This is a genomic window from Alteromonas sp. S167 (assembly GCF_036864375.1).
Taxonomy (GTDB): domain Bacteria; phylum Pseudomonadota; class Gammaproteobacteria; order Enterobacterales; family Alteromonadaceae; genus Alteromonas.
Genome location: NZ_JAZETR010000005.1, coordinates 151,966 through 175,857, shown reverse-complemented (window position 1 = coordinate 175,857; position 23,892 = coordinate 151,966). Strand labels below are relative to the sequence as shown.

Genomic DNA, 23,892 nt, shown 5'->3' with positions numbered 1-23,892 from the left:
AGTGTTTATGCGCACTAACAAATGCACATAAAGCGCGCTACTTGTGCAAAGTTATTGAAAATTAGTTGGTTATTTTTAGTGTGAGGTATGCTTATTTAGCATTCAACGTTTCTTTATTTGAAAGTAAAAGCTCTCCATCAATATGAATATCTCGTTGTGGGAACGCAATAACAATTCCGGCTTTTTCAAAGGCTTCACAGATTAAAAAGCGACAATCACTTCGCGATTTACGCCTCTCCATTTCTGAACTGGCGTTAAGCCAATAATACACTTCAAAATTAAGCGCATTGTCACCAAAGTCGTCGAACATAACTGCCGGTGCAGGTGTGGTAAGCACACCGTCTAGCTTTGCTACCGCATCGTATATTAACCTTTCAACTTCTCTTACCGACGAACCGTAAGCAACGCCTACAGTTACTGACGTTCTGGTTTCGGTATTTACCAAATTCCAGTTTATTACTGTGTTTTCAAGCAGCTTGCTGTTGGGTACTAGCATATGAACACCATCTACGCGGCGTATGCGTGTAGAACGAGTATTAATTGCTTCTACCCTACCTCTGGTATTATCAACCTCTAGCGTGTCGCCAATGCGGATTGGGCGCTCCCACATTAAAATCCAGCCGCTGATGAAATTGTTAATTATGTTCTGAGCGCCAAATCCAACACCTATAGCAACGGCGCCGGAAACAAAAGCAAATGCGGTAAGCGGCACATTCAAAATGTCTAGCGCCGTTATTACCATCACCACAAGCACCAGAATTTGAATAACACGATTGATTAAATGAACGGCATCAGGTGTTGCCCCATTTTTTGAAAGCAGTCGTGGCACTATTTTCGATATAAACTTAAGAAGCCATACGGCTAGAAGGAACATGACGGGGATAAGAATTAGCATACCCACGGTAAATTCCCGCGACATAAACTCAAACGCGGGTTTATTTAAAAACGCTAGAATTCTTTCCATGCTGTTCCTTACATACAAATTTCTGTTGTTATTGCGTTACTATAAGCTTGTCGATTACTGTATTAATATCAATATCGAAATCACTAGGGTTTACGGCTTTTTCGATAGAATCACTTACTTTTTTTGAGCTTAAGTCGAGCGTCTCTACCTCAATATGCCTTTTATATTTAGCGTTGTAAAAAATGGTCACCGTCGGCTTCAGCGGGTCTTCAAAATTAGTCTTTGTTACCACTGCAATTTTCTGGCTTGCCATCATTACAAGTGTGCCAATAGAGAATAGTCCAACGGCCTTAATGAATTCGTTTAGCAAGGCATCATCGAACTGCTCTGGCCCGGCTTTTTTCATGAGCTTAAAAGCGTGATGCGCGGTCATCGCCGGTTTGTAAACCCGCTCTGCCGTCATAGCATCAAACACGTCTACAATACAGGTCATGCGAACATATTGATTCAGCTGGTGTGCAAGCAATCCGTGAGGGTATCCACCGCCTGACAGTCTTTCGTGGTGTTCCAAGGCAATTTGAACTACAAGGCCGTCAATATCCGCTTTCTCAAGAATTTCTGCGCCATATACGGTGTGATTTTTTATTTCTTCGTATTCAGATTTAGTTAGCTTTCCGTTCTTTAATAAAATATCGTCACTAATACGCACCTTTCCCATATCATGTAAAAGCCCAGCAAGGGTTAAGCGCAGTGCTATATCGCTATTAAAATTGAGATGTTTGGCAAAAATGGTGAGCAAAATAGACACATTTAAGGAATGCTCAAGCAAATAGGCGTCTTTGTTTTGCATCTTGGTCATGCAAAGTAGTGCGTCTGAATTGCGAGTTATGGAATCTAAAAATTCCAACGCCAGTGCTTCAAACTCTTTTGCGTTAAAAGTGCCTTCGCGCTTTAGTCTATCGAATGTTGTGCGTTGAAATTCTCGAGCCTTAGCGTACATTTTCTTAGCAACAGGCAATTCCCGAGCTAAAGGCGTGGCGTTAACTACTTCGCTGAATTTATCCATATTTTCAATCGTAGCTTCAGCAGTCACATCGTGGGAGCTTTGACCTTCGCTTCGGCTGGTGTCAATTTCGACTTCAAGCACTCTCAGCTTTTTCAGGTGCGCTATATTGCCAGTACTTTTGATAATGCCTTCAGATGTCATGATGGCTGACCGTTGAGACTTGGTAACCCTGGTCACATACATGCCGACTTCAAGCTCGTTAACACCGACTAATTTCTTCATACATTAAACTGCACTTGTATAAGAGCCAATAGAGACAACCTGAGTATTAATACTAGGTTACGGTTTTTTGCCTACAAAGCATTAGAAAGCTTATACGAATAGCACAGGATTTAGTTTCTGTCGCATTAAATCAAAGCGTGTTTGTTGGCGCTCGTTTCCTAGAAAACTGTGCGAGCTCCTCAATTGGATACTATACTTTAGTATAGGGCGTGATGTGTAAATGTGAACTTTAACAATTCTAAGATGTACAAAGTTTACTGTTAATAATGAGGCTCCGATGTGCTTAGACAGTTAATTTACAGAAGTCGTGCAAGCAATGGAATGAATGAGAAGGAGCTTAAAGACTTAACAGATAAAGCGTGCGCAGCGAATAAGCGTCACAACATTAATGGATTGTTGTTGTTTGACGGCGAGTACTTTTTCCAAGTGCTCGAAGGTGACGCAGACGCTGTTCATTCGTTGTTCAAAGTCATCAAAGCCGATAGCCGGCATAATAATGTCGTAAAAATAATGGATACAGTAACGCATAAGCGCGATTTCGGTTGCTGGTGTTTACGAACCATAACGGTAGAGTCAGGTAGCGGCTGTTATTGGACTCCACCTGAACTTAATCTTCACCGAGAGAGCCGCGTTTTCGCATTACTCAACGGTTTTGCTACAGGCAAATGGCGTACCTGTTTATCTGATGAAGCGCGCAATGCACTTCGCAATAAGGTGCAGGCACCTTCTGTGGAAGTGTCTAAATACCCATCTTCAAACATTCAGTTTGCGTTTCAGCCTATTGTTGATACATACAGAGGAATAATTTCATCGATAGAAGCACTGCTTCGCTCTGATGATGGACGTTATCCCGAAGACGTTTTGAATAGTATGTCGCCTTCGCAAAAGTACGAATTTGACTTAACCTCCAAGGCTATTGCCATCTCTCAAGGTGCCCGTCTTTTGCAAGAAGACCAATCGCTGTCTATAAATCTGTGCCCCGGCGCACTGACTTACATGGACGATGTAAGTGGCTATTTATTTGCTTTGGTTGAGTCCAATAATTTAAAGCCTCAGCAACTTGTGCTTGAAGTGACAGAAACGGAAATAATTAAAGAAAGCGCTCCTTTTTACCGAGCTATCGAAAAAATACGTTCCAAAGGAATACGCATAGCTATTGACGATTTTGGAGCCGGATATGCTGGGCTGTCGCTGTTAGCTGACTTTCTACCAGACAAAATTAAAGTAGACCGCAAAATTACAACGGGTATTCATGAGAACGGGCCAAGACAGGCTATCACTGAAGCGGTAATTGAGTTCGCTAATTCAATGGGAACCCCGGTTGTGTTTGAAGGCGTTGAAACTATTGATGAATGGCTTTGGCTTCAGCATGCAGGCGTGCATCGCTTCCAAGGCTTTCTGTTTGCGAAGCCTAAACTTAACGGTGTTGAACAGCTCACTTTCGACGCTGCCGAACTTACGGCAATGGCTGACAATAGAAAGGCTGGTTAATAAGAGCGTAAGCGCATTCATGGAAAGTAAAACAAGAAAGGGCCATCGCTGGCCCTTTTTTATGAAGCTATGAAGCCAAATACGTGTTAAAGCACTATACGAGCGCGGCTGCCTAATCCAGGGCCATAAACAATAGCGTTTAACCACAAGCGGTTAGTACCATGCGATGCACCTCGGAAATTAGGCTGGCCAGAGAACAAAATAATTTGCCCTTTTCCACTGGCTTCACGAGTAAGATAGGCGGTATTTGCAATACGCTGTTGTGCTTCAGGCCATAGTAAACCGCTCATGCGTACATTAAGCGTCTGTCCTTCAGGCAAGGTGAACCATCTATCCGCATTCTTTTTCTCTGTGCTGCTTTCTTTGCGTTTGAATGGACGGTATACGCCTGCTCGCACAACGGCTTCACTGCTGTCGTCTGACATTAGCAAGGGTTGATTGCTGTATAATAGTGGAAGCACGTCTGGCGACCCAGCAGTTAACCAATGCTTCTGATCGGTTCTGCCTGCCACCATGGCACCGCTTGGCATAAAGATGCGAAGCCACTTGTCGCGGCGAAGTAGTTCTTCGTCTTTAAGCGGTTTTGGAAGGTCATCCCAAGGTACGGTGTAGTCTTCGTCAAAAGCATGCGTCATAGTTGCTTTGGTATCAACCTTGTCGCTAAGTGCCATGTATTCGCGCATAAGCGATATGTCGTAATCAACGGCGTTTTCGAAGCTATTTTCTATGGTTTTCACTTTAGCAATGCCGTCTTTTCCTGCAAGGGCTTGCGTACTGCGGCCATGAGCTATTAGCGTACCACCATTTTTAACCCACTCGTCTAAGGTAGCTTGCACGTTTTTGGTTAGCGCTCCATAGCTGGTGGGAAGCACAATTACATTGTAACGACGAAGGTCTGCACGGTTAATAGAACTTACATCAAGCTGACTGTGGCGAATGCCTAGATTGGTATCGATACTGTGCCATGTTGCACCCACGTCATAGCTTGAGAAGCTTCCGTGGCTAAGAATGGCAACCTGTGGTTTTGTTAATAGTTCAAAGTGCTCACCACCCCATTCAGGTAAATCGCCTTCGCCAAAACCTGTTGTAGAAGCATGAACTGCAATGCCCAGTTCGCCTGCAGTATTGGTAATAAGACTTTCTAGTTTCGCGTTATTGGGGTTGTCGGTTACCGTTACGGCAATAGAGCCACGGCTAAAACGGTTACCTTCGTACTCCGATTCTTTATTTACAAACCTTACATACACGCCTTGTTCCATAAGGCGTGCTGCAAAAGATACAGAGCGGTCATCTGCGCCATCAACAAACCACACAATCGCGTTTTCTAGCAGTGTGTTTTCAGCCGAAGATGCCGTGTAAGCAGACAAGTTTCGGGTTAAATGTTCAGGTACGGTTACTGTTTCAAGGCCGTACATCATAGATAGGTTCCACGCCGTAGTGTCGTACATTACCGATGAACCATCGCGCAGTGTCTTTTGGCGCTCCTCAACTAATACTGCGTTGTTAACGCCCGCATCGAATTCCATAATGGCGGCAATGAGCGGTGCTTCTGGCTGTCTATTTGGTACAACAATGCTGCCCTTAGGAATAACAAAATCGCTTTTGGTTTCACCCATTTGTGTAACGGCTTTGTCTACTTCAATGTCCGTGTCGGCTACATAAACATTGATGTCTTGTGCTTGTAGCTTGCTTACTAAGGTTTCAGTGCGGCCCACATTACCATTGGCTAAAATCACAAAGGTGCGTTTTGCGAATTTACCTTTAGCTGCCACGTTTGCCTTTCTACCTTTCCAGTAATCTTGGTACATGGCTTTGCTGTGCTTATCCAGCGTCTTTAGGTTTGCAAGCGTAGACACAAACTGGTGATGTACCGATTCTGTGTAGGTTTGAACCGTGCCTTCTGGGCGTCTTACACCGTCTTCTGCCATGCGCGACTGTTCATAAAGAATATGCATCGTGCCGCGATATTCTGCGTAGTTTGAGTAACCTGGGTACCAATTTTCAAACCATTCACCTGTGTAGTAGCGCCAGCCTTTTTCATCGAAGGCAGCAGACTGATCTTCGGCAAAGGTTACGGCCCATTTCTGTAGGTTTTTATCTATGTTCTGATTTAATGGCTGACGAGGTGGACCCATCAGGTAAGTGTCTTGGCTTCCCATCTCATGGCCGTCAATCATGAGCTGTGGGCGCCACTGATTGATTAGGGCAACACGACCTACGGTTTCAGGTTGGGTTAGGTAGAAGAAGTCACGGTTAAGGTCGAAAAAGTAGTGATTAGTTCTACCATATGGCCAATCGCCTCGGTGTAACAATGACTGATCATCGACGTTAGGCGCTGTACCGCGATATTGTTCTAGCGACTTTGCAAAGCGAGCACGTCCGTCGGGGTTCATCATAGGATCTATAACTACAATCATATTGTCTAGCAGTGCAGAAACGTCTGCGTCTTTACTGGCAATAAGGTGGTAAATTGCTGCAAGCGCAGCGTCTGCCCCTGATGTTTCATTACCGTGAATAGAGTAGGCCATCCACGCAATGGCAGGCAATGTGTCGATTAGTGTATTAGCTTCGTTGTCACTTGTAGAAAGCGGGTTGGCCAACTTGCCAATATCACCTTTTACCTTGTCGAGTTTAGCAAGTAGCGCAGGTGTTGATATGAACGCCGCTATTAGAGGACGCCCCTCATGAGAACGCGCGTATTCAACAACATGAAGCCTATCGCTCTGTTCTGCCCACTTCATAACGGCGTTATGAATTTGCACCGGCGTAGCAACCCTCGAACCAACGTCGAAGCCTAAAAGTGTGTCTGGGTGCGTAATACTAGTATCGTAATTGCCGTCTAGTAGCTTTCCGTTGTAGTGAAGGTCTGGGTCGTTAATGGGTTTCATTAATACCGCGGCATAAGAGGGGGCTACTGCAATTAGCATAAGCAGAGCAGCCCATTTCTTTATGGTTTGCATGTGTATTCCCTTGTTGTTGAACAGTCGCTTTCTTTGAAATGTGAGGCGCACTTTTTATTTTATTCGATAGTGTAGTGTATAAATTGTGCAGTCAATGCGATTGCGATGAATGTAAGTATTGTTGAGCTATAAAAAATTGTTTTAAATTATTGGTTTACGAATTTTTGAAAAAAGTTTTAAAAAAGTTGTCAGGTTTTCTGAGGTTGTCACGTCTATAGGGGTAATTAACACGGTGATGTCCTACAGGTGAGTCCTTTAGGTGAGAAGTCATAGGCTGTGTTTATAAAGTTTATTAACCACTACAACGCCAAGGAATTTATGATGACTACATCAACTACACAACCGGTTTATAGCGCAGTATCTGCAACGCATTCTCTTAGTACAGGCAAGCCTAAAGTAGGTGAAGCTAAAGAATGGATGAAAAGCGGCTGGACCTTATATAAAAAAGCCCCAGTAAAGCTAACACTTATTACCATGCTGTTTGTTTTAGTGCCGGCCGTGTTTCAAGCGTTGCCAGCGCCTTTTAGCGTAACGTTTTCAAAGTGGCTTGGCCCGCTTCTTATGGCTTTGGTTTGGCCAATAATGCATAACATAGCGAAGGACAATAAGTTTTCGTTTAAGCATAATGCAACGTGGGCAAAATGGGGACGCTTGGCGCTTTGGTCGCTCAGTGGCATTGTGTTTATGGCCCTACACTTCGCTTTTGCGGGTTTGCTTATTGAAGGAGAGCAGTTAACTTCACTACTAGCTGGCCAAGCGGTTGATGTTGCACCTTGGAGAGTAGGTAGTACTTTTGCGTTTATGACGTTAGTGCAAATGCCGTTTATGTTTGTAGGCGCGCAAATTTTAATTGCCAACAAGTCGATATTGCGTGCTGTGAAAGACAGTGTGTCGTCTATTGTGCCTGCATATAAGCCAATGGCACTGTTAACATTAATTGCAATGTTGATTGCATTTCTGGCACCTTATACGGCAGTTTTATCTGCACTACTGCTAGGTCCCATTCTGACTTGCTGCCTATTTAGTGCATATAAGCAGTTAATAAAATAATACATTGCCACATGGATGTACGGTGAAATTACACGTTCCAATACAGACTATCTTAACAGAGCACGCGCCTTTATTGGCGCGTGTTGCTGCAACTTTCGAAGCTAATGTAGCGCTTCAAGACGAACTTATTCAAGAAATGTCTCTTGCTGTTTGGCGCGCTTTCGATGCGGGTAGCTTTTCACATGAAGAGGGATTTCGTGGCGAAGCAAGCATTAAAACATACGTGGCTAGAATAGCGCACAACAAAGCCGTTGATCACGTTATAAAAGAGCAAAAACGTGTTGAGGTTTCAGGGGCTGAAAACGTGCAGTACGAAAATGCCGTAACAGAGGGTGATGGCACAGACCAAACCCTTGATTTAATGAGTGCATTGCACAAGTTAGAGGTGAAGTACAGGCAGGTGATGGCGTTACAGCTTGAAGGGTTTAATCAGAACGAAATAGCGCAAACTCTTGGGTTAACCGAAAGCGCTGTAGCAAAGCGTGCAAGTCGAGCACGCCAGCAGCTTACCAGCTTGATGGGATAGCTTTGTATTAAGCGTAAATTTGAAATAGGTTTGGAAACACAATGAACGTAGATGACCAGCTTGCGAAGTGGCAGACGTCATTTAAACAAGCGACACCAAAAGTAGATGTTGCAGCGTTAATCGAACAAACAAACAAAGCACAACGCGCTTTGAAAATGAAGGCCGCGGTCGACTTACTACTTGGTGTGGCTGTATCGCTGTTTTGTTTGTATGCGATGTTTTTTAAAGCAGAAACGAGCAATCAAATGCTACTGTTCGCAGTGCTTGCACCTGTGCCATTAGGGTTTGGCATATGGGGCTATAAGTTCAGGCAGAAACAGCTTTTAACCGACACTCTTGATACAAAAGCGATGTTAGATTTTAAACAGCATCAGCTTGTGCAGCGTGTGACCTATTGGAAAGTAAGTCTATATGGGTTTGCTGTACTATGGACTGCACTTTTAGCCGTATCACTTTATAACTTTCTAGTGGTTAACGCGTACTTAATATGGACAGTTCAACTTGCTATTAATAGTGTGCTTCTTTTATTTGTATATTGGCGGTACGTACGTTTAAAGAGGCAGTTGCCACTGGCGCTTGCTAACATTGATGCCATGCGGTGAATAACCGCATGGTCAAGGAAACTGTCACGCTGAAAGGTAAGTAGTTAGCCCTATCTACATTTTGTTCTTTTTCTAAGGCAAATGAATTAATAACGCAGTGCAAACGACAGTCTTATGTTGCGCGGTTCTACGGGATGAAAGTGTAGGTCCTCTACACCTTCATTAGGCTCACCTTGTAACCGCGACGCATAAAAGTAATCGATGTCATGGTCGTCACTATCGAGTGTATTTAATACCTCTAGTACAACGTCCCAGTTAGTTGCTCGATAGCGAATTTGTGTGTTAACAATGAATGTTGAAGGAGGAGATATTTCATCATTACTGTCTACCGTGCGCGAGCTTAAGTAACGTGCACGTAAAGCGTAACTTAACCCCCGCTTATTGCTTTGTTCATAATAGGTCAGCCCAGCACTTATTACACCCGGAACTGTTCCCTGTATATAGTCGCCTTCGCCGTCAACACTGTCGCTAAAACGAGCGCGGGTCCATGCTGCCTCTATGTCACTGGTAACATATTTATTTATCCAATAGTAAGCGCTGAACTCCAAGCCGTAACGCTCTGACGGTCGACTAGCCTCCGTAAACCCAGCGTCGCCTACGTAAACCAGCTCGCTGTCGAGTTCTAAATACCATAATGCAGCAGACACATTGAAGGTATGGCTATCGGTAAAGTTTATACCTGTTTCATAACCAAGTGACTTTACTAAAAGTGGTGACGGCTCGGTAGACTCTCCGCTTACTGGGTCTACATTAAGGGTTGCGCCCCTGGCATCATTTGAGTGAAAGCCTTGGCCTATGTTGATAAACGTAGTGACTTCGTCGCTTAATAGGTATTTTAGGCCCGCTTTTAGGGTAAAGAGGCCGTCGCTGTCATCGCCACTATTAGCAGGTAAGTCACTTTCAACATCAACAGACAAATAGTCATACCTTCCACCTAACGACAGGCTAAGTGAATCAGAAAGAACAATATTAGATTGTGCGAACAACGCGCCGCTTAAGCTATCTATAGCGTCTTCTCTAGTAGTGCTAAAACGTTGTAAATTTTGTGTACGGTAAAGCCCAACGTTGCCAATATCGTCATATTGAAACTGGCTACCTATTGTTACACTGCTTCCAGGTGTAACAGGCAGGGGAAGTACAGTAAAAATCTCGCCACCGAAGATGTTGCGCTGGTCAGTCTGTTCGAACTGGTCGCCTCTTATTGGATCATCAAGAAAATAGGTAAAGTTTGAAAACAATGAGAGGTCGCTATCAATGGCATAAAGTGATGCATTGAAGGCTTCACTTTTATAATTTGCCGATAAGCTGTAACGCGATGAGGTACCGCCAACTTGTGTATCCAGTGAGCCAAGTCTATCTACTAAACCGGTTTCAACGGCGCGCTCTGGTATTTGATCAGCGCCATTCCAACTGTTGTCGTAGGCCATTGCAGTTATAGATAATTCGCCATCAGCAAGCGGTGTAACGTAACGAATGTTGGCATTCTTTTTACGCACATCCTCACTTACGTCTGTCCACGGTCCATCATAAGTTTGGTATTCAAACGCAGAGACGATATTTCCGTGTTCAAGCTCTAATTGATTTAATGCCACACCGCGAAAAAAACCATATTCACCTACCGTGAACACCGCAATATTCTGCTGAAGCGAGTTTCTTAAGCTAAATAGTGCGCCGCCGGCACTCGAAAAATCGCCGATATTGGCATAATACGTACCTTTGAAAAAACGTAAGTTATCTATGAGCTCGGGAATAATAAAATTTAAATCGCTATAGCCCTGTCCGTGACCATGGCTACGCATATTAACTGGCATGCCATCTACGTTAACGCTGAAATCTGTTCCGTGATCAAGGTTGAAACCACGCAGAAAATACTGGTTTGCTTTACCTGAACCACTATGCTGCGTGACCATCATGCCTGGAATAAACTCAAGAATTTCGCCCGTACGCAAAGTTGGTCTTTCAACAAGCGTATCGCCGCTCACCCAGCCCTGTGAGGCAGAGACATAAGCGCCATTTTTAGTGCTAACATCACCCTTTACGCGGATGTGCTCAATGTCAGTTATTGACGTTCCATGAGCATGAGAAAAAGTGGGAGTGATTGAAAGAGCGGTGGCTATCCCTAACCACAATTTTTTGTAATTCATTTTGCAGTCCAATTGAATGATGTAATAAGCAAAACGTTTCAATACCTGAAACAGACGCATTTTATTAAAAAATAAAATGCTGCTCTCGGCGTGTGCTCTTGATTCACAACAAGTAAAGTGTAGTTATCTTTTTCGTTCAAGCGTTAATAAAGCTCTGCTTTTGCAACTTTTTTTACTGCTTTGGTTAAATCGTCAAGGGCACCTGAATCTAAAGTTAGCCAATGCCAGAACAGCGGAACGCCAAGCGCTTTGTCTGGAAACAAAGGCACTAATTCGCCGTAAGCTACCTCGTTTTTAACCTGAAGCGTGGGCAATAGCGCCCACACCACGCCATCGAGCGCCATTTTTACAAACCCATGTGATGAAGGGTACCAATGGCAAGTGGTAAAAGACGGTGCAATATCCAAGCACTCTCTTTGATAGTCGGTAAGTAGGGTTACATCGAACTCGTCATATAAAAGACCCGGTGTGTTCATGACAGAGTCTGGCGTGATCCCTTTATTCAAATGACGCGAGATAAAACGAGGAGAGGCAAATAGCTGGTATTTCATAGTGCCAAGCCTAACCGATTGGCCTCCAGTAACAGGCGTTCCCGTTTGGCTGATACATGCCATTACATTGCCTTGTTGAAGGATATCGCGGGTTTGTGTTTGATCGGCGTTAACAATATGAATGGGATTGGCTCGTGTATCGCTAAAGTGCGCAATAACTTGTGAAAACCACGTAGCCAATACATCATTATTTACCGCCACATTTAATGGTGACGCGCTAGACTCAAGACCGCTTTGAATATTCAATGCTTCCTCAAGCACACTCACCTTTTGAATATGCCCCAACAGTACCTTACCCAAAGGTGTTGCTTTGAGTGGCTTAGTTCGAACCAGTACAGGTCCTCCCACGCTTTGCTCTAGCCGCTTTATTTTTTGTGAGACTGCAGATTGTGTAAGGTTAAGCGCTTGCGCGCCTTTCTCAAACCCGCCGTAGCGCAGCACTTCATTGAAACAGCGTAAAGCATCGTAGTCCAGCATATAGAGTTACCTTATCCGAGCCACTTTTGAAAAAGCAGTGGGTGTAAAAAAAGCGTTATAATCATTAATTTTGCTTATTAAAAACAAATATCATTAATTTAATTTAGTTTATAAGGTTGATTAAAATAAAGCCAATTCATTAGCAGTTAGCGCTTTAAACGTGAAGGTACACGTTGTAAGCAAAGCAAAAACTTAAAGCATATAGAGGCGATTAATTATGTTGGCGGCGGTAACAAGCGGTTTTGTTATGGGTGGTACCCTTATTATTGCAGTAGGGGCGCAAAACAGTTTTCTTATTGAACAGTCGATGAAGCGTCAATGGACAGCACTTTTTGTCATTCTGTTCATTTTAAGCGACGCCATTTCAATTAGCCTTGGTGCAATGGGCTTTGGGCTTCTACTACAAGAATACCCGATGCTGGTTACCGTCACTAAGTGGGCTGGCGTTGCTTTTTTATTGTACATTGCATTTAACAAAATAAAGTCATCAATGGCAGACGACTCTCTTGTGCTAGAAATGGCAAAAAAGCAGCTGTCATTTAAAAAAGCATTGTTGATAGCATTAGCGGTTACTTGGCTTAATCCGCATTTTTACTTAGATACGTTATTGCTAATGGGAAATTTGGCCAGTCAGTGGCAAGAAAATAAGTGGTGGTTTGTCGGTGGTGCCATCGGTGCGTCGGTAGTTTGGTTCGTTGGTTTAAGTACGCTTACCGCTAAATTTGCTCATCATATGCAACGCCCTAATTTCTGGCGTTGGTTTAATAGGCTTAATGCCGCTGTATTGGGTATGGTAAGTGTTCAGTTAGCAAGCCTGTAAATTAGTGTTCGTATCATTAAAAAGCCCGCAACGGCGGGCTTTTTTATAACAACATTGTTTGCTTAATGATAACCAAGCTGGTTGCGTAGTTCGAAAAGAAACGCATCAATTCGCTGCGCATTTTTTCCTAAATCGCTTTTTCCAACGCGAGACTTGCTTCGAACGTCTACCAATGTATCGTCGTTTTGAATGGTTAAACGAACTACCACATCATCCTTAAAGCCGAACCAAGTCGTAGTGTCTGTTGCTTCAAGCGTGTTTGGCAATGCGCCTTCCGTTACACGTTCCCATCCTAGTGCATCAATAGCGCGTTCAGCGGCAATGTAAACTTCATTAATGCTTTGAGGAAGAAGTTGGGTTTTAATCTCTGGGTAGGCTTCAAGTTGCTGCTTAGTTACATCTCCGCCTTCGTAACTTACTGGGTTAGGAGCGCCTTCGCGTAGTGGTGCGATAGCAACGAACTCAGGTGGATTAGTAACGTCGGTAGTAATATCGTGAATGGGCGGAACTGCACTGGCTTTGCTCATCATGCTTACTGGCATGCCCACTGCAACAAGCGCCATAGCTGCATAAATAAAGGTGCTTCCCCAGCTTACACTTTTGCGATTTATCAAAACCTGCAAAATGATTAGAATTAGGGCTGCACCGCCTACATACACGCCAAAACGTAGAGAGGTAAATGCAGTGCCAAGGCTTACGCCCGCGAACTGATAGAGTGGTCCAGGTAGTACCACCATTAAAAAGCCAACAATGCTGGCAAGGGCAATTAATACTTTCAAGTGAGCTCCAGTTTTTATTATCCCAGTTTTTATTATAGTTGTTACTTTAACTTATTCTTCTCAATAATAGTTCAAAAGACTTCTCACAATCGTATCGTGCAAACTATTATGTAACAAGCTGTCGTAGTGTGCTGTAAAGTGCTTTTAAATCTAAAGGCTTTTCTAAAACGGCGTCAAACCCGGTAGCTGTATAAATTGCTTTGTCATCAGCCATAACATTTGCCGTTAATGCAACCACAGGGATCTTTGAATTATCTTTTTTCATAAGCTTACATGCTTCTATGCCATCCAATACCGGCATTTGAATGTCCATTAGTACAATATCGAACTGTTTCTTTTTAAACTGATTAAACCCTTCAGCACCGTTCTCGGCTTGCGTAGGCGTTGTGCCTAGCGCTTCAATGGCTTCTGATATAACAAGCCGATTAATGTCGTTGTCTTCTACAATAAGCACAGACTTATCGTCCTGGCTGACGTGTTCTTCTCGCTCGTTTTCTATCGTATTAACTGGGTCTGTTGCACGTGTCAGCGGAATGCATACTGTAAAACTGCTTCCTTCACCAAACGTACTTTCAACTTTTATTGTTCCGCGCATTAACGTTACCAGCTGATGTGTAATTGCCATACCTAGCCCTGTACCACCGAAGCGCCGTGTTATTGTGGAGTCGGCTTGCTCAAAACGCCGAAACAAGCGCTGTTGCTCGGACTGTGTCATACCAATACCGGTATCTTTCACAGTTAGGGTTATTCCAGAGCTGTCGTTGTTCTCTTCGATACTAAAATACACGTTGCCGCTGTGAGTAAATTTAAGTGCATTGGAAACAAGGTTGTCGATAACCTGTTTTAGCCTCACTGGATCCCCTAGCCAAAAGGGTTTTTCTACGTTGTTATTAAGCGTAAAAGAAATGCCTTTATTGTGTGCATGTATAGCTACATCAGTCAGGCTAAGTTCAATGAGCTCATTCATATTGAAGGTGGTTTCTTCAATATTTAACTTTCCTTTCTCAATTTTGGATATGTCTAGAACGTCGTTAACAATAGCGTTTAGCGATTTAACGGAATACATAGCACGTTCGATAAGTTGAGTGCTTTTAGGCGTCTGTGCCTCGTTTCCTATGAGCTGAAGTGTGCCGTAAATACCATTCAAAGGGGTTCTTATTTCATGGCTCATGTTAGTTAAAAACGTACTTTTCACATTGGCAAGTTTTTCACTCTTTTGTTTCGACTCAGTTAATGCGCTTACATAAACGGAAACGTTGTGGGCCATGTTTCGTAATGTAGAAGAGAGCTTCTCAATTTCTGATGTAGAAGGGGGGATAGAAAAGTCGGCCTTTTTTGCATTGTCATAACGTTGTGCCGCTTTTGTGAGCTGCATGATAGGTTCAATGACGCGACGGTTAAGCACGAAAATCGACGTTAAAACGACAATGAGTAAAAGAAATTCTGCGAACATGACACCAAAAAATTGTCGGTTTTTAGAGAATGCGTAATTTTCTTTTCTTACTGCAAGCAGTGTCTGTTCTTCGCTGTTGAATTCATCTAGTAGCTGCCTTATTTGCAGCATCAACGACTGACCCAAGTCACTTCTAACAAGTCTTAGTGCAGCGGCTTTTTCATTGCTATTGGCAAGGTCTATGGTGCGCTTTAGTTCGCGTAATTTCGCGTCAATTAGGGTGCTTAAGTTTAAAAGGCGAGTTTGCTGAGAAGGGTTATCTTTGGTTTTGTTTTGAAGTGTTCGAAGTAGCTCTTGAATACGATCGATACCAATGAGATAGGGAGTTAGATAAGAGTTATCTTCAGTAAGTAAAAAGCCGCGCTGGCCAGTTTCAGCATTCTGAATTTGAATAAAAAGCTGCTGGCTTAATTGTATTACTTCATGAGTATGGGTAACCCATTTTTCATTGTCTTTAGCGTCTGCGCGCCCAGCGATAAGAACAACAAAATTAATTAACAGCACAATTGAGGCACAAGCTATAAAAAATGCGAGCGCTTTTTTTAAGTCTATCTTGGTCATTTTTTTTAGCCCTAACGCTTCCAGCGTTTTTGTGCTTGAATGTTTATCGTAGTCAAGTAACCCAATAGAGTAAAGTTGTGATAAAAAACAAGGTTGAACAGGCTTTGCATCTTCAATTTAATGAAGTGCTGATTGACGCAATAGGCACCTTACAAGAAGAGTTGGAAAAGGGGATAAGTGAGTATGCACTTATTTCATTGCTACAAGCGCCACCGTTTAGTCTTTTTGATGAGAGCTGTTTATCCAATCAGTCTACGTTGTTCAAAACTCACTTTATTTTGTTTCATTGCCTGTATCGGCTACAAAAACAGTATTTAATGGCTAGCAAGGGGTACTTGGAAATACATGCTTTGCGTATTCAGTTGAACGTGTTTGATGGCAAGCATAAAGCCACTGACGACGAATTTTCTAGGCAAAACGCTGTTAACGTGTCTGAACAAGATGAGTTGGCAAAGTATTATTTAGACTGGTCGAATTACAAAACGACAGACAAGGAAATAGACACATTACTGGCGAGCTTTTGGGAAAGGTTTGTAAAAGGTGGGCATGACAACCTCGCTAACGCGAGTAGTGGAGATATTAATGCAGCAAAAAATCAGCTAGCGATTCCTGTAGACATAACGCTATCACGCAGTGTATTAAAGCAATACTATAGAAAGGCCCTTCAACTAGCGCACCCAGATAAAGGGGGCTGTAAAGAGCGTGCACAAGCCGTAATTGCTTCATACAAATTGCTATTACCCCACGTCACTGCCAGCGATTAAGGTATTCTAAACAGTCTCATCAGTGATTTACCTGAAACCTTCGTTGCTTCGCCTTCCTTATCTTTCATCTTTTTCTTTTCGGCCGCACAATTGCAGCACTTGGTAACACGGAACGAGCAAGCATTTTCAAGCTACATAACGTTACGTGTTCGCATGTTCTATATTTAACCTTATATATCACGTAGCTCGGCGTCTTTTGTAAACGCAAACGGTGCTTTAGCGTTGTCTGAGCAAACTACTGGGAATTTGATTGACTATGAGTCGCATTGTTAATGTTATTGCAGCGTTGGTTGCGCTAATGGTTATTACTGGTTGCTCAAATGAAAGCGAGCAGTCGCAGAGTGCGCCTAAGCAAATGCCAGCCACTGCGGTGTCTGTTGTTACTATAAAAAAACAGCCAGTAGTACATGAAATGATATTGCCTGGTAGGGTAAGTCCTTCTCGTCAATCGCAAGTACGCCCTCAAGTAGACGGTGTTATTACCGAAAGACTTTTTGAAGAAGGTGCTCAGGTTGAAAAAGGGCAGCAGCTTTATCAAATAGATGAAGCGCGCTATTTAGCCCAATTAAACAGTGCTAAAGCAGACCTGAAAAGTGCGCAAGCTAACTTAAAAACGCTAGAAGCTAAAGCTAGACGTTACGATGACTTGGTAGCGCAAAATGCGGTAAGTAAACAAGAGTACGACGACGTAATTGCACAAAAAGAACAGGCGCAAGCGGCTATCTCTGTGGCTGAAGCAGCAGTGGATGTAGCGAAGGTGAACATGGGTTACACCAAAGTGTACGCACCTATAAGCGGTCGTATTAGTCGTTCATTCGTAACAGAAGGCACGCTGGTTACAACAAACCAAGCTCAGCAGTTGGCCACTATCACTCAGCTAGACCCTGTATTTATTGATATGCAAGAGTCTGGCTCGGCCATTTTGACCTTGCGTCAAGCCATGAGTAAACAGGGCGCTATGGATGTAGAGCTTACCGTAGACGAGGTAACAGGGGCGCGTTACGCCCATACTGGAAGCGTAAAGTTCTCTGAGGTAACCGTAGATGAGTCGACAGGCTCGGTAACGCTTCGTGCTGAAATGCCAAACCCTGACAGCGTGCTATTACCAGGCTTGTTTGTGAAAGGTCATGTTATTACCAGCCGAGAAGAGGCATTACTGGTGCCTCAGCGCGCAACAACTAGACAGCCGGATGGCTCGTTGTCGATTTATGTTGTAAACGGCAAAAGTGAAGTAGAAGGGCGCACGCTAGAAATTGGTAAAATTTATCGCGACCAATACGTTGTACTTGGCGGCGTGCAAGAGGGTGAGCAGGTTATTGTTACTGGCTATCAAAAAGTGAAACCTGGCGCCAAAGTTAACGCGTCATCATGGCAACCATCTTCACGCGGCTCACGCTAAGTAAAAAGGGAATTCACTATTATGGCGCGCTTTTTTATCGACAGGCCTGTATTTGCTTGGGTACTGGCAATAATTACCATGATGGCTGGTGTGCTAGCTATCTACACGTTACCTATCGAGCAATACCCTAAAGTTGCTCCTCCCACGGTGAGCATTAGTGCTACTTACCCGGGAGCGTCAGCGGAAACAGTGGAAAACTCGGTTACTCAAGTTATCGAGCAAAATCTATCGGGCATCGACAACCTACGTTATTTTTCGGCCAGCAGCTCGAATAGCCGTATGTCCATTAACCTAACCTTTGAGCCCGGCACCGACCCCGATATCGCGCAGGTTCAAACCCAAAATAAAGTGCAGGGTGCGTTGCCGCTTTTACCCAATCAAGTGCAGCAACAGGGTGTAACGGTCACCAAATCAAATAGTGCGTTTGCGTTAGTTATTGGGTTTTATTCAGAAGACGACAGCATGACGCAATACGATTTAAGCGACATGCTGATATCGCAATTTCGCGACCCTATTTCGCGCGTTAACGGCGTGGGCAATGTACGCGTTTTTGGTGCGCAACGTTCGATGCGTATTTGGTTAGACCCAGACAAATTATATAGCTACAACCTAACGCCAAACGATGTTCAAGCTGCGGTGCAGGTGCAAAATACCGACGTATCTGCAGGTCAGTTAGGCGGTATGCCGTCTATCGAGAATCAGCAAATTAACGCCACTATTCAGGCGCAAAGCCGCCTGCAAACAACAGAAGACTTTGAAAAAATTGTGCTGCGTGTGAACACCGACGGTTCACAGGTTCGTGTGCGCGATGTGGCTCGCGTAGAGCTTGGGGCCGAAAGTTACGATGTTATTGTTCGATACGACAGAAACCCAGCGTCTGGTATGGCAGTTAGTTTGGCATCGGGCGCAAACGCACTAGATACCATAGAAGCGGTAAAAGCCCGTGTTGAAGAGCTTCGCGCTAACCTTCCCGACAGCGTAAAAATAGTCTATCCACTAGACAGTTCGCCATTTATCGAACTGTCTATCGAGTCGGTGGTGCATACGCTGATTGAAGCGGTAGTGCTTGTATTTCTTGTAATGTTGCTGTTTTTACAGAACTGGCGGGCAACGCTAATTCCTACCATAGCCGTGCCTGTTGTACTGCTAGGTACCTTTGCCGTACTGCTTGCCTTTGGTTTCAGTATTAACGTTTTAACCATGTTTGCCATGGTATTGGCTATTGGCTTGTTGGTTGACGACGCCATTGTGGTGGTTGAAAACGTAGAGCGCATTATGGAAGAAGAGGGGTTATCACCCGCCGAAGCCACTAAAAAATCGATGACCCAAATTACGGGTGCCTTGGTGGGAATTGCCGCGGTACTGTCTACTGTGTTTATTCCAATGGCGTTTTTCAGCGGCTCTGCTGGCGCTATTTATCGCCAGTTCTCTATTACCATTGTGTCTGCCATGGGCTTTTCCGTTTTAGTTGCTATTGTGCTCTCGCCTTCGCTATGCGCCACCTTATTGAAAAAGCATCCTGAAGATCACGACAAAAACAAGGGCTTCTTTGGTTGGTTTAATCGAAACTTCAACAAAGGGCGCGACCGCTATCAAGCCACAACCACACATATGGCGAAACGCGCTAAGCGCTATTTTGTGGTTTATGGTCTGTTAGTTGGCGGAATGGTATTTATTTTCAATCAGCTACCGGGGGCGTTTTTGCCCGATGAAGATCAGGGCCGAATGATGGTGCTGGTTAGCACGCCACCGGGAGCTACTGCAGGTCGTACGTTAGAGTCGCTAAAAGAAGTAGAAAACTACATTTTAGACAAAGAGCAAGACGCCGTTAACGGCATGTTCGCGGTAGTGGGTTTTAGCTTTGCTGGACAGGCGCAAAACGCGGGAATGGCGTTTCTAAACTTTAACGACTGGAGCGTGCGAGACGAAAGTAACTCTGCTTTTGCTGTAGTAGGGCGAGCTTTCGGCGCTTTCTCACAAATACAAGATGCCTCTGCTTTTCCCATTGTGCCGCCACCCATAATGGAATTAGGTAACGCTACCGGCTTTGACATGCAGCTAGTTGATCGTGCAGGAAATGGCCATGAAGCGCTAATGAATGCCCGCAACCAATTATTAGGCATGGCAGCGCAAAACCCTAAATTAGCTGGCGTGCGTCCAAACGGGCTCAGTGATGTACCGCAGTTTAAAATAAATATCGACAGCGAAAAGGCGTCGGCACTAGGGCTTAATTTAAGCGAGATAAATAGCGCGCTGCAGATTGCTTGGGGCTCAAGCTATGTGAACGACTTTATTGATAAAGGGCGAATAAAGCGTGTTTATATGCAGGCAGATGCGCCGCACAGAATGACGCCGGAAGATTTAGACAAGTGGTTTGTTCGAAACAGCGACGGCGAAATGGTGGCTTTCAGCACCTTTGCCACTACCCAGTGGGTATATGGCTCACCGAAGTTAGAGCGTTTTAACGGCGTATCGTCCGTGAATATTCAAGGTAGTGCGGCACAAGGTGTGTCATCGGGTGAAGCCATGGCTGAGATGCAAAAGTTGGTGTCGCAACTACCACCGGGTTTTGCAGTTGAATGGTCGGGGCTGTCATTTGAAGAACAGCAAGCGGGTTCGCAAGCACCAATGCTGTATGCCATTTCAATATTGGTAGTATTTTTATGCCTGGCTGCTTTGTATGAAAGCTGGTCGGTGCCTTTTGCCGTTATGCTAGTGGTGCCGCTGGGTATTCTTGGCTCGGTAACTGCTGCTTTTATGTTTAACCTGCCTAACGATGTTTATTTGCAGGTGGCATTTCTTACCACGGTGGGCTTAGCAGCGAAAAACGCCATTCTTATTGTGGAGTTTGCCAAAGAGCAGTTTGAGAATGGCGTAGACCTAATGACCGCGGTGTCTAACGCAGCGTCTCAACGTTTTCGCCCTATCTTAATGACATCAATGGCATTTATTTTAGGTGTGACGCCATTAGCGTTGGCAAGCGGTGCTGGCGCTGCAAGTCAAAATGCTATTGGTATAGCGGTAATGGGCGGTATGTTTGCGGCCACTTTCTTAGCCATTTTCTTTGTGCCCATGTTCTATGTGATGGTAGAAAAGCTGTTCCACGGAAAGGAAAATACGTAAGCGTTAAGTAAGCGCTACGTAAGAGCTCGACAAGTGCCATACACTCCTACTTAAGACCAAAAGCGTAGACCAAATAGTGGTTTACGCTCTCCCGCTTAGCGTTTGGCTATGGCATTATGACCTAGCGATGAAAAACGACGACACACAGGGCTTAACGAAAAAAGGTAAAAAGGTATGGCATTTGAACTACCGCAAGCACCACATTGGCCTTCGTTAATTAAATCGGGTTGCCGTGTTTTTGTTGGCGGCAATGCCTCAGTGCCTTACGCATTAATTCAGCACCTTATTGATAATAGCGATGGCTTTAGTGATATAGAGTTGGTGCACATGCTCGCGCTAGGCGACACGCGCTGGGTGCAAGACAAATACAAAAACCTGTTCAAAGCCAATACCTTCTTCATTGGTGGCAAAGCCATGCGTCAAGCCGTTGATGAGGGGCGCGCCGATTACACCCCTGTGTTTTTATCTGAAATTTCCAGTTTGTTTAGCGACGGAACCCTTCCCCTTGATGCGGCGCTTGTGAATGTGAGTCCGCCTGACGAATTTGGTTATTGTTCGTTAGGCGCTGCGGTAGACATTGCCATGTCGGCGCTGCGACAAAGCAAGAAAGTCATTGCGCAAATAAACAAGCAAATCCCCCGTACGGCAGGCCACTCCTACATCCATATAAGCGAAATTGATGCCTGTATTGAAGCCGAAGAGCCCTTAGTGGAAGTTGCGCCGCCACCTATCGATTCGGTTGCCGAACGAATTGGGCAGTATGTGTCTATGCTGGTGAATGACGGTGCTACGTTGCAGTTTGGTATCGGTAAAATTCCCAGTGCCACATTAAAGTATTTGTGTAATCACAAAGACTTAGGCATTCATAGCGAGATGCTTACCGACAGCATAATAGAACTTCTTGCATCGGGCGCTGTCACTAATAAGAAAAAAACCTTTCACCCAGGAAAAGTGGTAACCAGTTTTGCCATTGGCACCCGTAAACTATACGACCTTATCGACAACAACCCTCACATTGAATTTTACCCCAGTAGCTATGTGAATAAGCCAACCAATATTGCTAAAAATGACAATATGGTGGCCATAAACAGTGCGTTAGAAGTTGATTTAACTGGGCAGGTTGTGGCCGATTCATTGGGTTACGACTTTTACAGTGGTATTGGTGGGCAAGTAGATTTCGTCACTGGCGCGTCTATTAGCAAAGGTGGCAAAGCCATTATTGCACTGCCGTCTACCGCAAAAGGTGAAAGTGTTTCGCGCATTACGCCACGTATTAGTGAAGGTGCAGGCGTGGTGACCTCACGCGGCAACGTACAGTACGTAGTAACTGAATACGGTATTGCGTCGTTGAAAGGAAAGAGTATTCGAGAGCGTGCGCTAGAACTCATACGTGTTGCACATCCGAAGTTTAGAGCAGCGCTTTTAGAAGAAGTACGACAGCATTATTGGGTGCCGCACTACCAAGAAAAGTACCCTACAGATATTGCTGAGTTAGGAGCTATACAGCTTAAAAAACTCGATATTCAAGGCGAAACTTTTTACATGCGCCCGCTAAACCCGGCAGACGAGCGACGTTTGCAAGAGTTCTTCTATTCACACACTAAAGAAACGCTAAGACTGCGTTATAACTACGACCCTAAGCAAATGTCGCGAGAAAAATCGTGTAATTTAGTGTCGGTAGATCAAAGCACCGATGCAGCACTTTGCATTGTTCGCCAAGAAGGGTCGCGCATTACCATTCACGCGGTAGGGCGTTTTTATTTCAACCCGTCAGATAACACCTGTGAAGCGGCGTTTGTTACACGGGAAACTCAGCAAGGAAAGGGTATGGCAAGCCGTCTTTTAAACGAGCTTATCAATGTGGCAAAGGCGCGAAAGATAAGCAAAATGATGGCGTATGTACGGGGCGACAACAAACCTATGATAGCGATATTCGAGCAAGCGCAATTTAAACGTAAATTTACCGGTGACCCCAGTGATGTTGAGTTAGTTCTTGATGTGGCGTCGCTAGCATGACTGTAAAGATTTACCGCGGATTACACGGCACCAAGCACGACCTAGGTAACGCGCATCCTGAATCACCAGACAGGCTATTTGCGATTGATGATCAGCTATTGGCTTCAGGTTTAGATATGGTGTGCGAGCACGCTGATGCTAAACCTATTGCTGAAGCGCATTTGCAGCTAGCCCACGATCCTAACTATATAAGAAGCGTACTCGAACGTGCTGCACAAGCCAACTTTGGTGATAAAACGCAAACTTTGTATGCAGGTGAAAAACAAAATATATCATGGCTTGATGAAGATACTGGCCTTATGCGATACAGTCTTACCGCGGCGCTTGAGTCGGCAGGAGCAGGTTGTGAAGCCGTAGACTGGGTAATGAGCGGTGAAGATAGACAAGCATTTTGTGCCACTCGTCCGCCGGGGCACCATGCTACTTATGATAGTGCAATGGGTTTTTGTTTCTTTAATAACATTGTTATAGCGGCGCGCTACGCGTTGCAGCATTACGAGCTAAAGCGTGTCGCCATTGTGGACTTCGACGTGCATCACGGTAACGGTACCGAAAGTATTGTTGCAGGCGATCAGCGTATTATGCTGCTAAGCAGTTTTCAGCATCCATTTTATCCACATACCGGCTCGCCAGTGCTCGCCAGTAACATACTGTCTGTACCGCTTGAAGCTGGCGCCACCGGCGACGTGTTTAGAAATAAAGTGCAGCATTGGTTCGATGCGATTAGAAACTTTAAACCAGAGCTTATTTTGGTATCAGCGGGGTTCGATGCTCACGCCGAAGATCCAATGGCACACTTGCGACTGGTTGAAGATGACTATTTTTGGATAAGTCAGCATTTGCGGGTGATAGCCGATGAATGCTGTAGTGGACGTATAGTCAGTATGCTTGAAGGCGGTTATGACTTAAGTGCATTAGGACGAAGCGTGGTGGCGCATATCAAAGGGATGAGCCAACCACAATTTGAGTGAATTACCGTTTAAC

Annotated in this window: 17 protein-coding genes; 10 read left to right on the top strand and 7 right to left on the bottom strand. The window is 44.4% G+C overall.

Annotation, left to right across the window (positions count from 1 at the left end):
- Window positions 1–91: 91 nt before the first annotated feature.
- A complete protein-coding gene (locus V7R35_RS09810; RefSeq protein ID WP_334014584.1) occupies window positions 92–964 on the bottom strand; it encodes a mechanosensitive ion channel family protein in 873 nt (290 codons plus the stop codon).
- A 28-nt stretch (window positions 965–992) separates the two neighbouring features.
- Window positions 993–2,192, bottom strand: a complete 1,200-nt coding sequence (locus tag V7R35_RS09805) for an HD-GYP domain-containing protein (RefSeq protein WP_334014583.1) — start codon at window positions 2,190–2,192, stop codon at window positions 993–995.
- A gap of 279 nt (window positions 2,193–2,471) precedes the next feature.
- On the opposite strand from V7R35_RS09805, the gene V7R35_RS09800 reads away from it, so the two are divergent.
- Window positions 2,472–3,683: a diguanylate phosphodiesterase gene (locus V7R35_RS09800; protein WP_334014582.1), complete on the top strand. Its 1,212-nt coding sequence runs from the start codon at window positions 2,472–2,474 to the stop codon at window positions 3,681–3,683.
- An 86-nt stretch (window positions 3,684–3,769) separates the two neighbouring features.
- Here the strand turns inward: V7R35_RS09800 and V7R35_RS09795 are convergent, their stop codons facing one another.
- On the bottom strand, window positions 3,770–6,643 hold the full coding sequence (locus tag V7R35_RS09795; RefSeq protein WP_334014581.1) for a M14 family metallopeptidase: 2,874 nt from the start codon (window positions 6,641–6,643) through the stop codon (window positions 3,770–3,772).
- 321 nt (window positions 6,644–6,964) lie between these two features.
- Between V7R35_RS09795 and V7R35_RS09790 the strand changes: the two genes are divergently transcribed.
- The 3 genes from V7R35_RS09790 to V7R35_RS09780 are packed head-to-tail and all read left to right on the top strand — an operon-like array spanning window position 6,965 to window position 8,821.
- Entirely contained in the window at window positions 6,965–7,693 is a 729-nt protein-coding gene (locus V7R35_RS09790; protein ID WP_334014580.1) for a hypothetical protein, read from the top strand.
- 22 nt (window positions 7,694–7,715) lie between these two features.
- Window positions 7,716–8,219, top strand: a complete 504-nt coding sequence (locus V7R35_RS09785) for an RNA polymerase sigma factor (RefSeq protein ID WP_334014578.1) — start codon at window positions 7,716–7,718, stop codon at window positions 8,217–8,219.
- A 41-nt stretch (window positions 8,220–8,260) separates the two neighbouring features.
- Window positions 8,261–8,821 (top strand): hypothetical protein, encoded by a 561-nt coding sequence (locus V7R35_RS09780; RefSeq protein ID WP_334014576.1) that lies wholly within the window; start codon window positions 8,261–8,263, stop codon window positions 8,819–8,821.
- A gap of 86 nt (window positions 8,822–8,907) precedes the next feature.
- Here V7R35_RS09780 and V7R35_RS09775 read toward each other — a convergent pair whose 3' ends face one another.
- Both V7R35_RS09775 and V7R35_RS09770 read right to left on the bottom strand, forming a co-directional pair.
- The gene (locus V7R35_RS09775) at window positions 8,908–10,965 is read right to left on the bottom strand and encodes a TonB-dependent receptor (RefSeq protein ID WP_334014575.1); all 2,058 of its coding nucleotides are present in this window, start codon (window positions 10,963–10,965) and stop codon (window positions 8,908–8,910) included.
- A 143-nt stretch (window positions 10,966–11,108) separates the two neighbouring features.
- Window positions 11,109–11,993 carry an ArgP/LysG family DNA-binding transcriptional regulator gene (locus tag V7R35_RS09770; protein ID WP_334014574.1) on the bottom strand — a complete coding sequence of 295 codons (885 nt, stop codon included), beginning with the start codon at window positions 11,991–11,993 and terminating at the stop codon, window positions 11,109–11,111.
- Between the two features lie 217 nt (window positions 11,994–12,210).
- Here V7R35_RS09770 and V7R35_RS09765 point away from each other — a divergent pair, with 217 nt between their 5' ends.
- Window positions 12,211–12,813, top strand: coding sequence for a LysE/ArgO family amino acid transporter (locus tag V7R35_RS09765; protein ID WP_334014573.1), 603 nt, complete (start codon window positions 12,211–12,213; stop codon window positions 12,811–12,813).
- 62 nt (window positions 12,814–12,875) lie between these two features.
- Here the strand turns inward: V7R35_RS09765 and V7R35_RS09760 are convergent, their stop codons facing one another.
- Window positions 12,876–13,592 (bottom strand): DUF1499 domain-containing protein, encoded by a 717-nt coding sequence (locus V7R35_RS09760; RefSeq protein ID WP_334014572.1) that lies wholly within the window; start codon window positions 13,590–13,592, stop codon window positions 12,876–12,878.
- Between the two features lie 106 nt (window positions 13,593–13,698).
- Window positions 13,699–15,606, bottom strand: a complete 1,908-nt coding sequence (locus V7R35_RS09755) for a CHASE3 domain-containing protein (protein WP_334014571.1) — start codon at window positions 15,604–15,606, stop codon at window positions 13,699–13,701.
- Window positions 15,607–15,683: 77 nt separating this feature from the next.
- Between V7R35_RS09755 and V7R35_RS09750 the strand changes: the two genes are divergently transcribed.
- The 5 genes from V7R35_RS09750 to V7R35_RS09730 all read left to right on the top strand — a co-directional run bounded on the left by V7R35_RS09750 (window position 15,684) and on the right by V7R35_RS09730 (window position 23,879).
- Entirely contained in the window at window positions 15,684–16,370 is a 687-nt protein-coding gene (locus V7R35_RS09750; protein ID WP_334014570.1) for a DNA-J related domain-containing protein, read from the top strand.
- Window positions 16,371–16,626: 256 nt separating this feature from the next.
- The gene (locus tag V7R35_RS09745) at window positions 16,627–17,769 is read left to right on the top strand and encodes an efflux RND transporter periplasmic adaptor subunit (protein WP_334014569.1); all 1,143 of its coding nucleotides are present in this window, start codon (window positions 16,627–16,629) and stop codon (window positions 17,767–17,769) included.
- A 21-nt stretch (window positions 17,770–17,790) separates the two neighbouring features.
- The gene (locus V7R35_RS09740) at window positions 17,791–20,892 is read left to right on the top strand and encodes an efflux RND transporter permease subunit (RefSeq protein WP_334014567.1); all 3,102 of its coding nucleotides are present in this window, start codon (window positions 17,791–17,793) and stop codon (window positions 20,890–20,892) included.
- Window positions 20,893–21,066: 174 nt separating this feature from the next.
- Window positions 21,067–22,908, top strand: a complete 1,842-nt coding sequence (locus V7R35_RS09735) for a GNAT family N-acetyltransferase (RefSeq protein WP_334014566.1) — start codon at window positions 21,067–21,069, stop codon at window positions 22,906–22,908.
- Entirely contained in the window at window positions 22,905–23,879 is a 975-nt protein-coding gene (locus V7R35_RS09730) for a histone deacetylase family protein (RefSeq protein WP_334014565.1), read from the top strand. The genes V7R35_RS09735 and V7R35_RS09730 overlap by 4 nt, the downstream gene beginning before the upstream one ends.
- The last annotated feature ends 13 nt before the right edge of the window (window positions 23,880–23,892 follow it).

Excerpts from the sequence above, each read along its gene's own strand:
- V7R35_RS09810 (WP_334014584.1), bottom strand. The coding sequence starts at position 964 with ATGGAAAGAATTCTAGCGTTTTTAAATAAACCCGCGTTTGAGTTTATG.
- V7R35_RS09805 (WP_334014583.1), bottom strand. The coding sequence starts at position 2,192 with ATGAAGAAATTAGTCGGTGTTAACGAGCTTGAAGTCGGCATGTATGTG.
- V7R35_RS09795 (WP_334014581.1), bottom strand. The coding sequence starts at position 6,643 with ATGCAAACCATAAAGAAATGGGCTGCTCTGCTTATGCTAATTGCAGTA.
- V7R35_RS09790 (WP_334014580.1), top strand. The coding sequence starts at position 6,965 with ATGACTACATCAACTACACAACCGGTTTATAGCGCAGTATCTGCAACG.
- V7R35_RS09780 (WP_334014576.1), top strand. The coding sequence starts at position 8,261 with ATGAACGTAGATGACCAGCTTGCGAAGTGGCAGACGTCATTTAAACAA.
- V7R35_RS09775 (WP_334014575.1), bottom strand. The coding sequence starts at position 10,965 with ATGAATTACAAAAAATTGTGGTTAGGGATAGCCACCGCTCTTTCAATC.
- V7R35_RS09770 (WP_334014574.1), bottom strand. The coding sequence starts at position 11,993 with ATGCTGGACTACGATGCTTTACGCTGTTTCAATGAAGTGCTGCGCTAC.
- V7R35_RS09765 (WP_334014573.1), top strand. The coding sequence starts at position 12,211 with ATGTTGGCGGCGGTAACAAGCGGTTTTGTTATGGGTGGTACCCTTATT.
- V7R35_RS09755 (WP_334014571.1), bottom strand. The coding sequence starts at position 15,606 with ATGACCAAGATAGACTTAAAAAAAGCGCTCGCATTTTTTATAGCTTGT.
- V7R35_RS09745 (WP_334014569.1), top strand. The coding sequence starts at position 16,627 with ATGAGTCGCATTGTTAATGTTATTGCAGCGTTGGTTGCGCTAATGGTT.
- V7R35_RS09740 (WP_334014567.1), top strand. The coding sequence starts at position 17,791 with ATGGCGCGCTTTTTTATCGACAGGCCTGTATTTGCTTGGGTACTGGCA.
- V7R35_RS09735 (WP_334014566.1), top strand. The coding sequence starts at position 21,067 with ATGGCATTTGAACTACCGCAAGCACCACATTGGCCTTCGTTAATTAAA.
- V7R35_RS09730 (WP_334014565.1), top strand. The coding sequence starts at position 22,905 with ATGACTGTAAAGATTTACCGCGGATTACACGGCACCAAGCACGACCTA.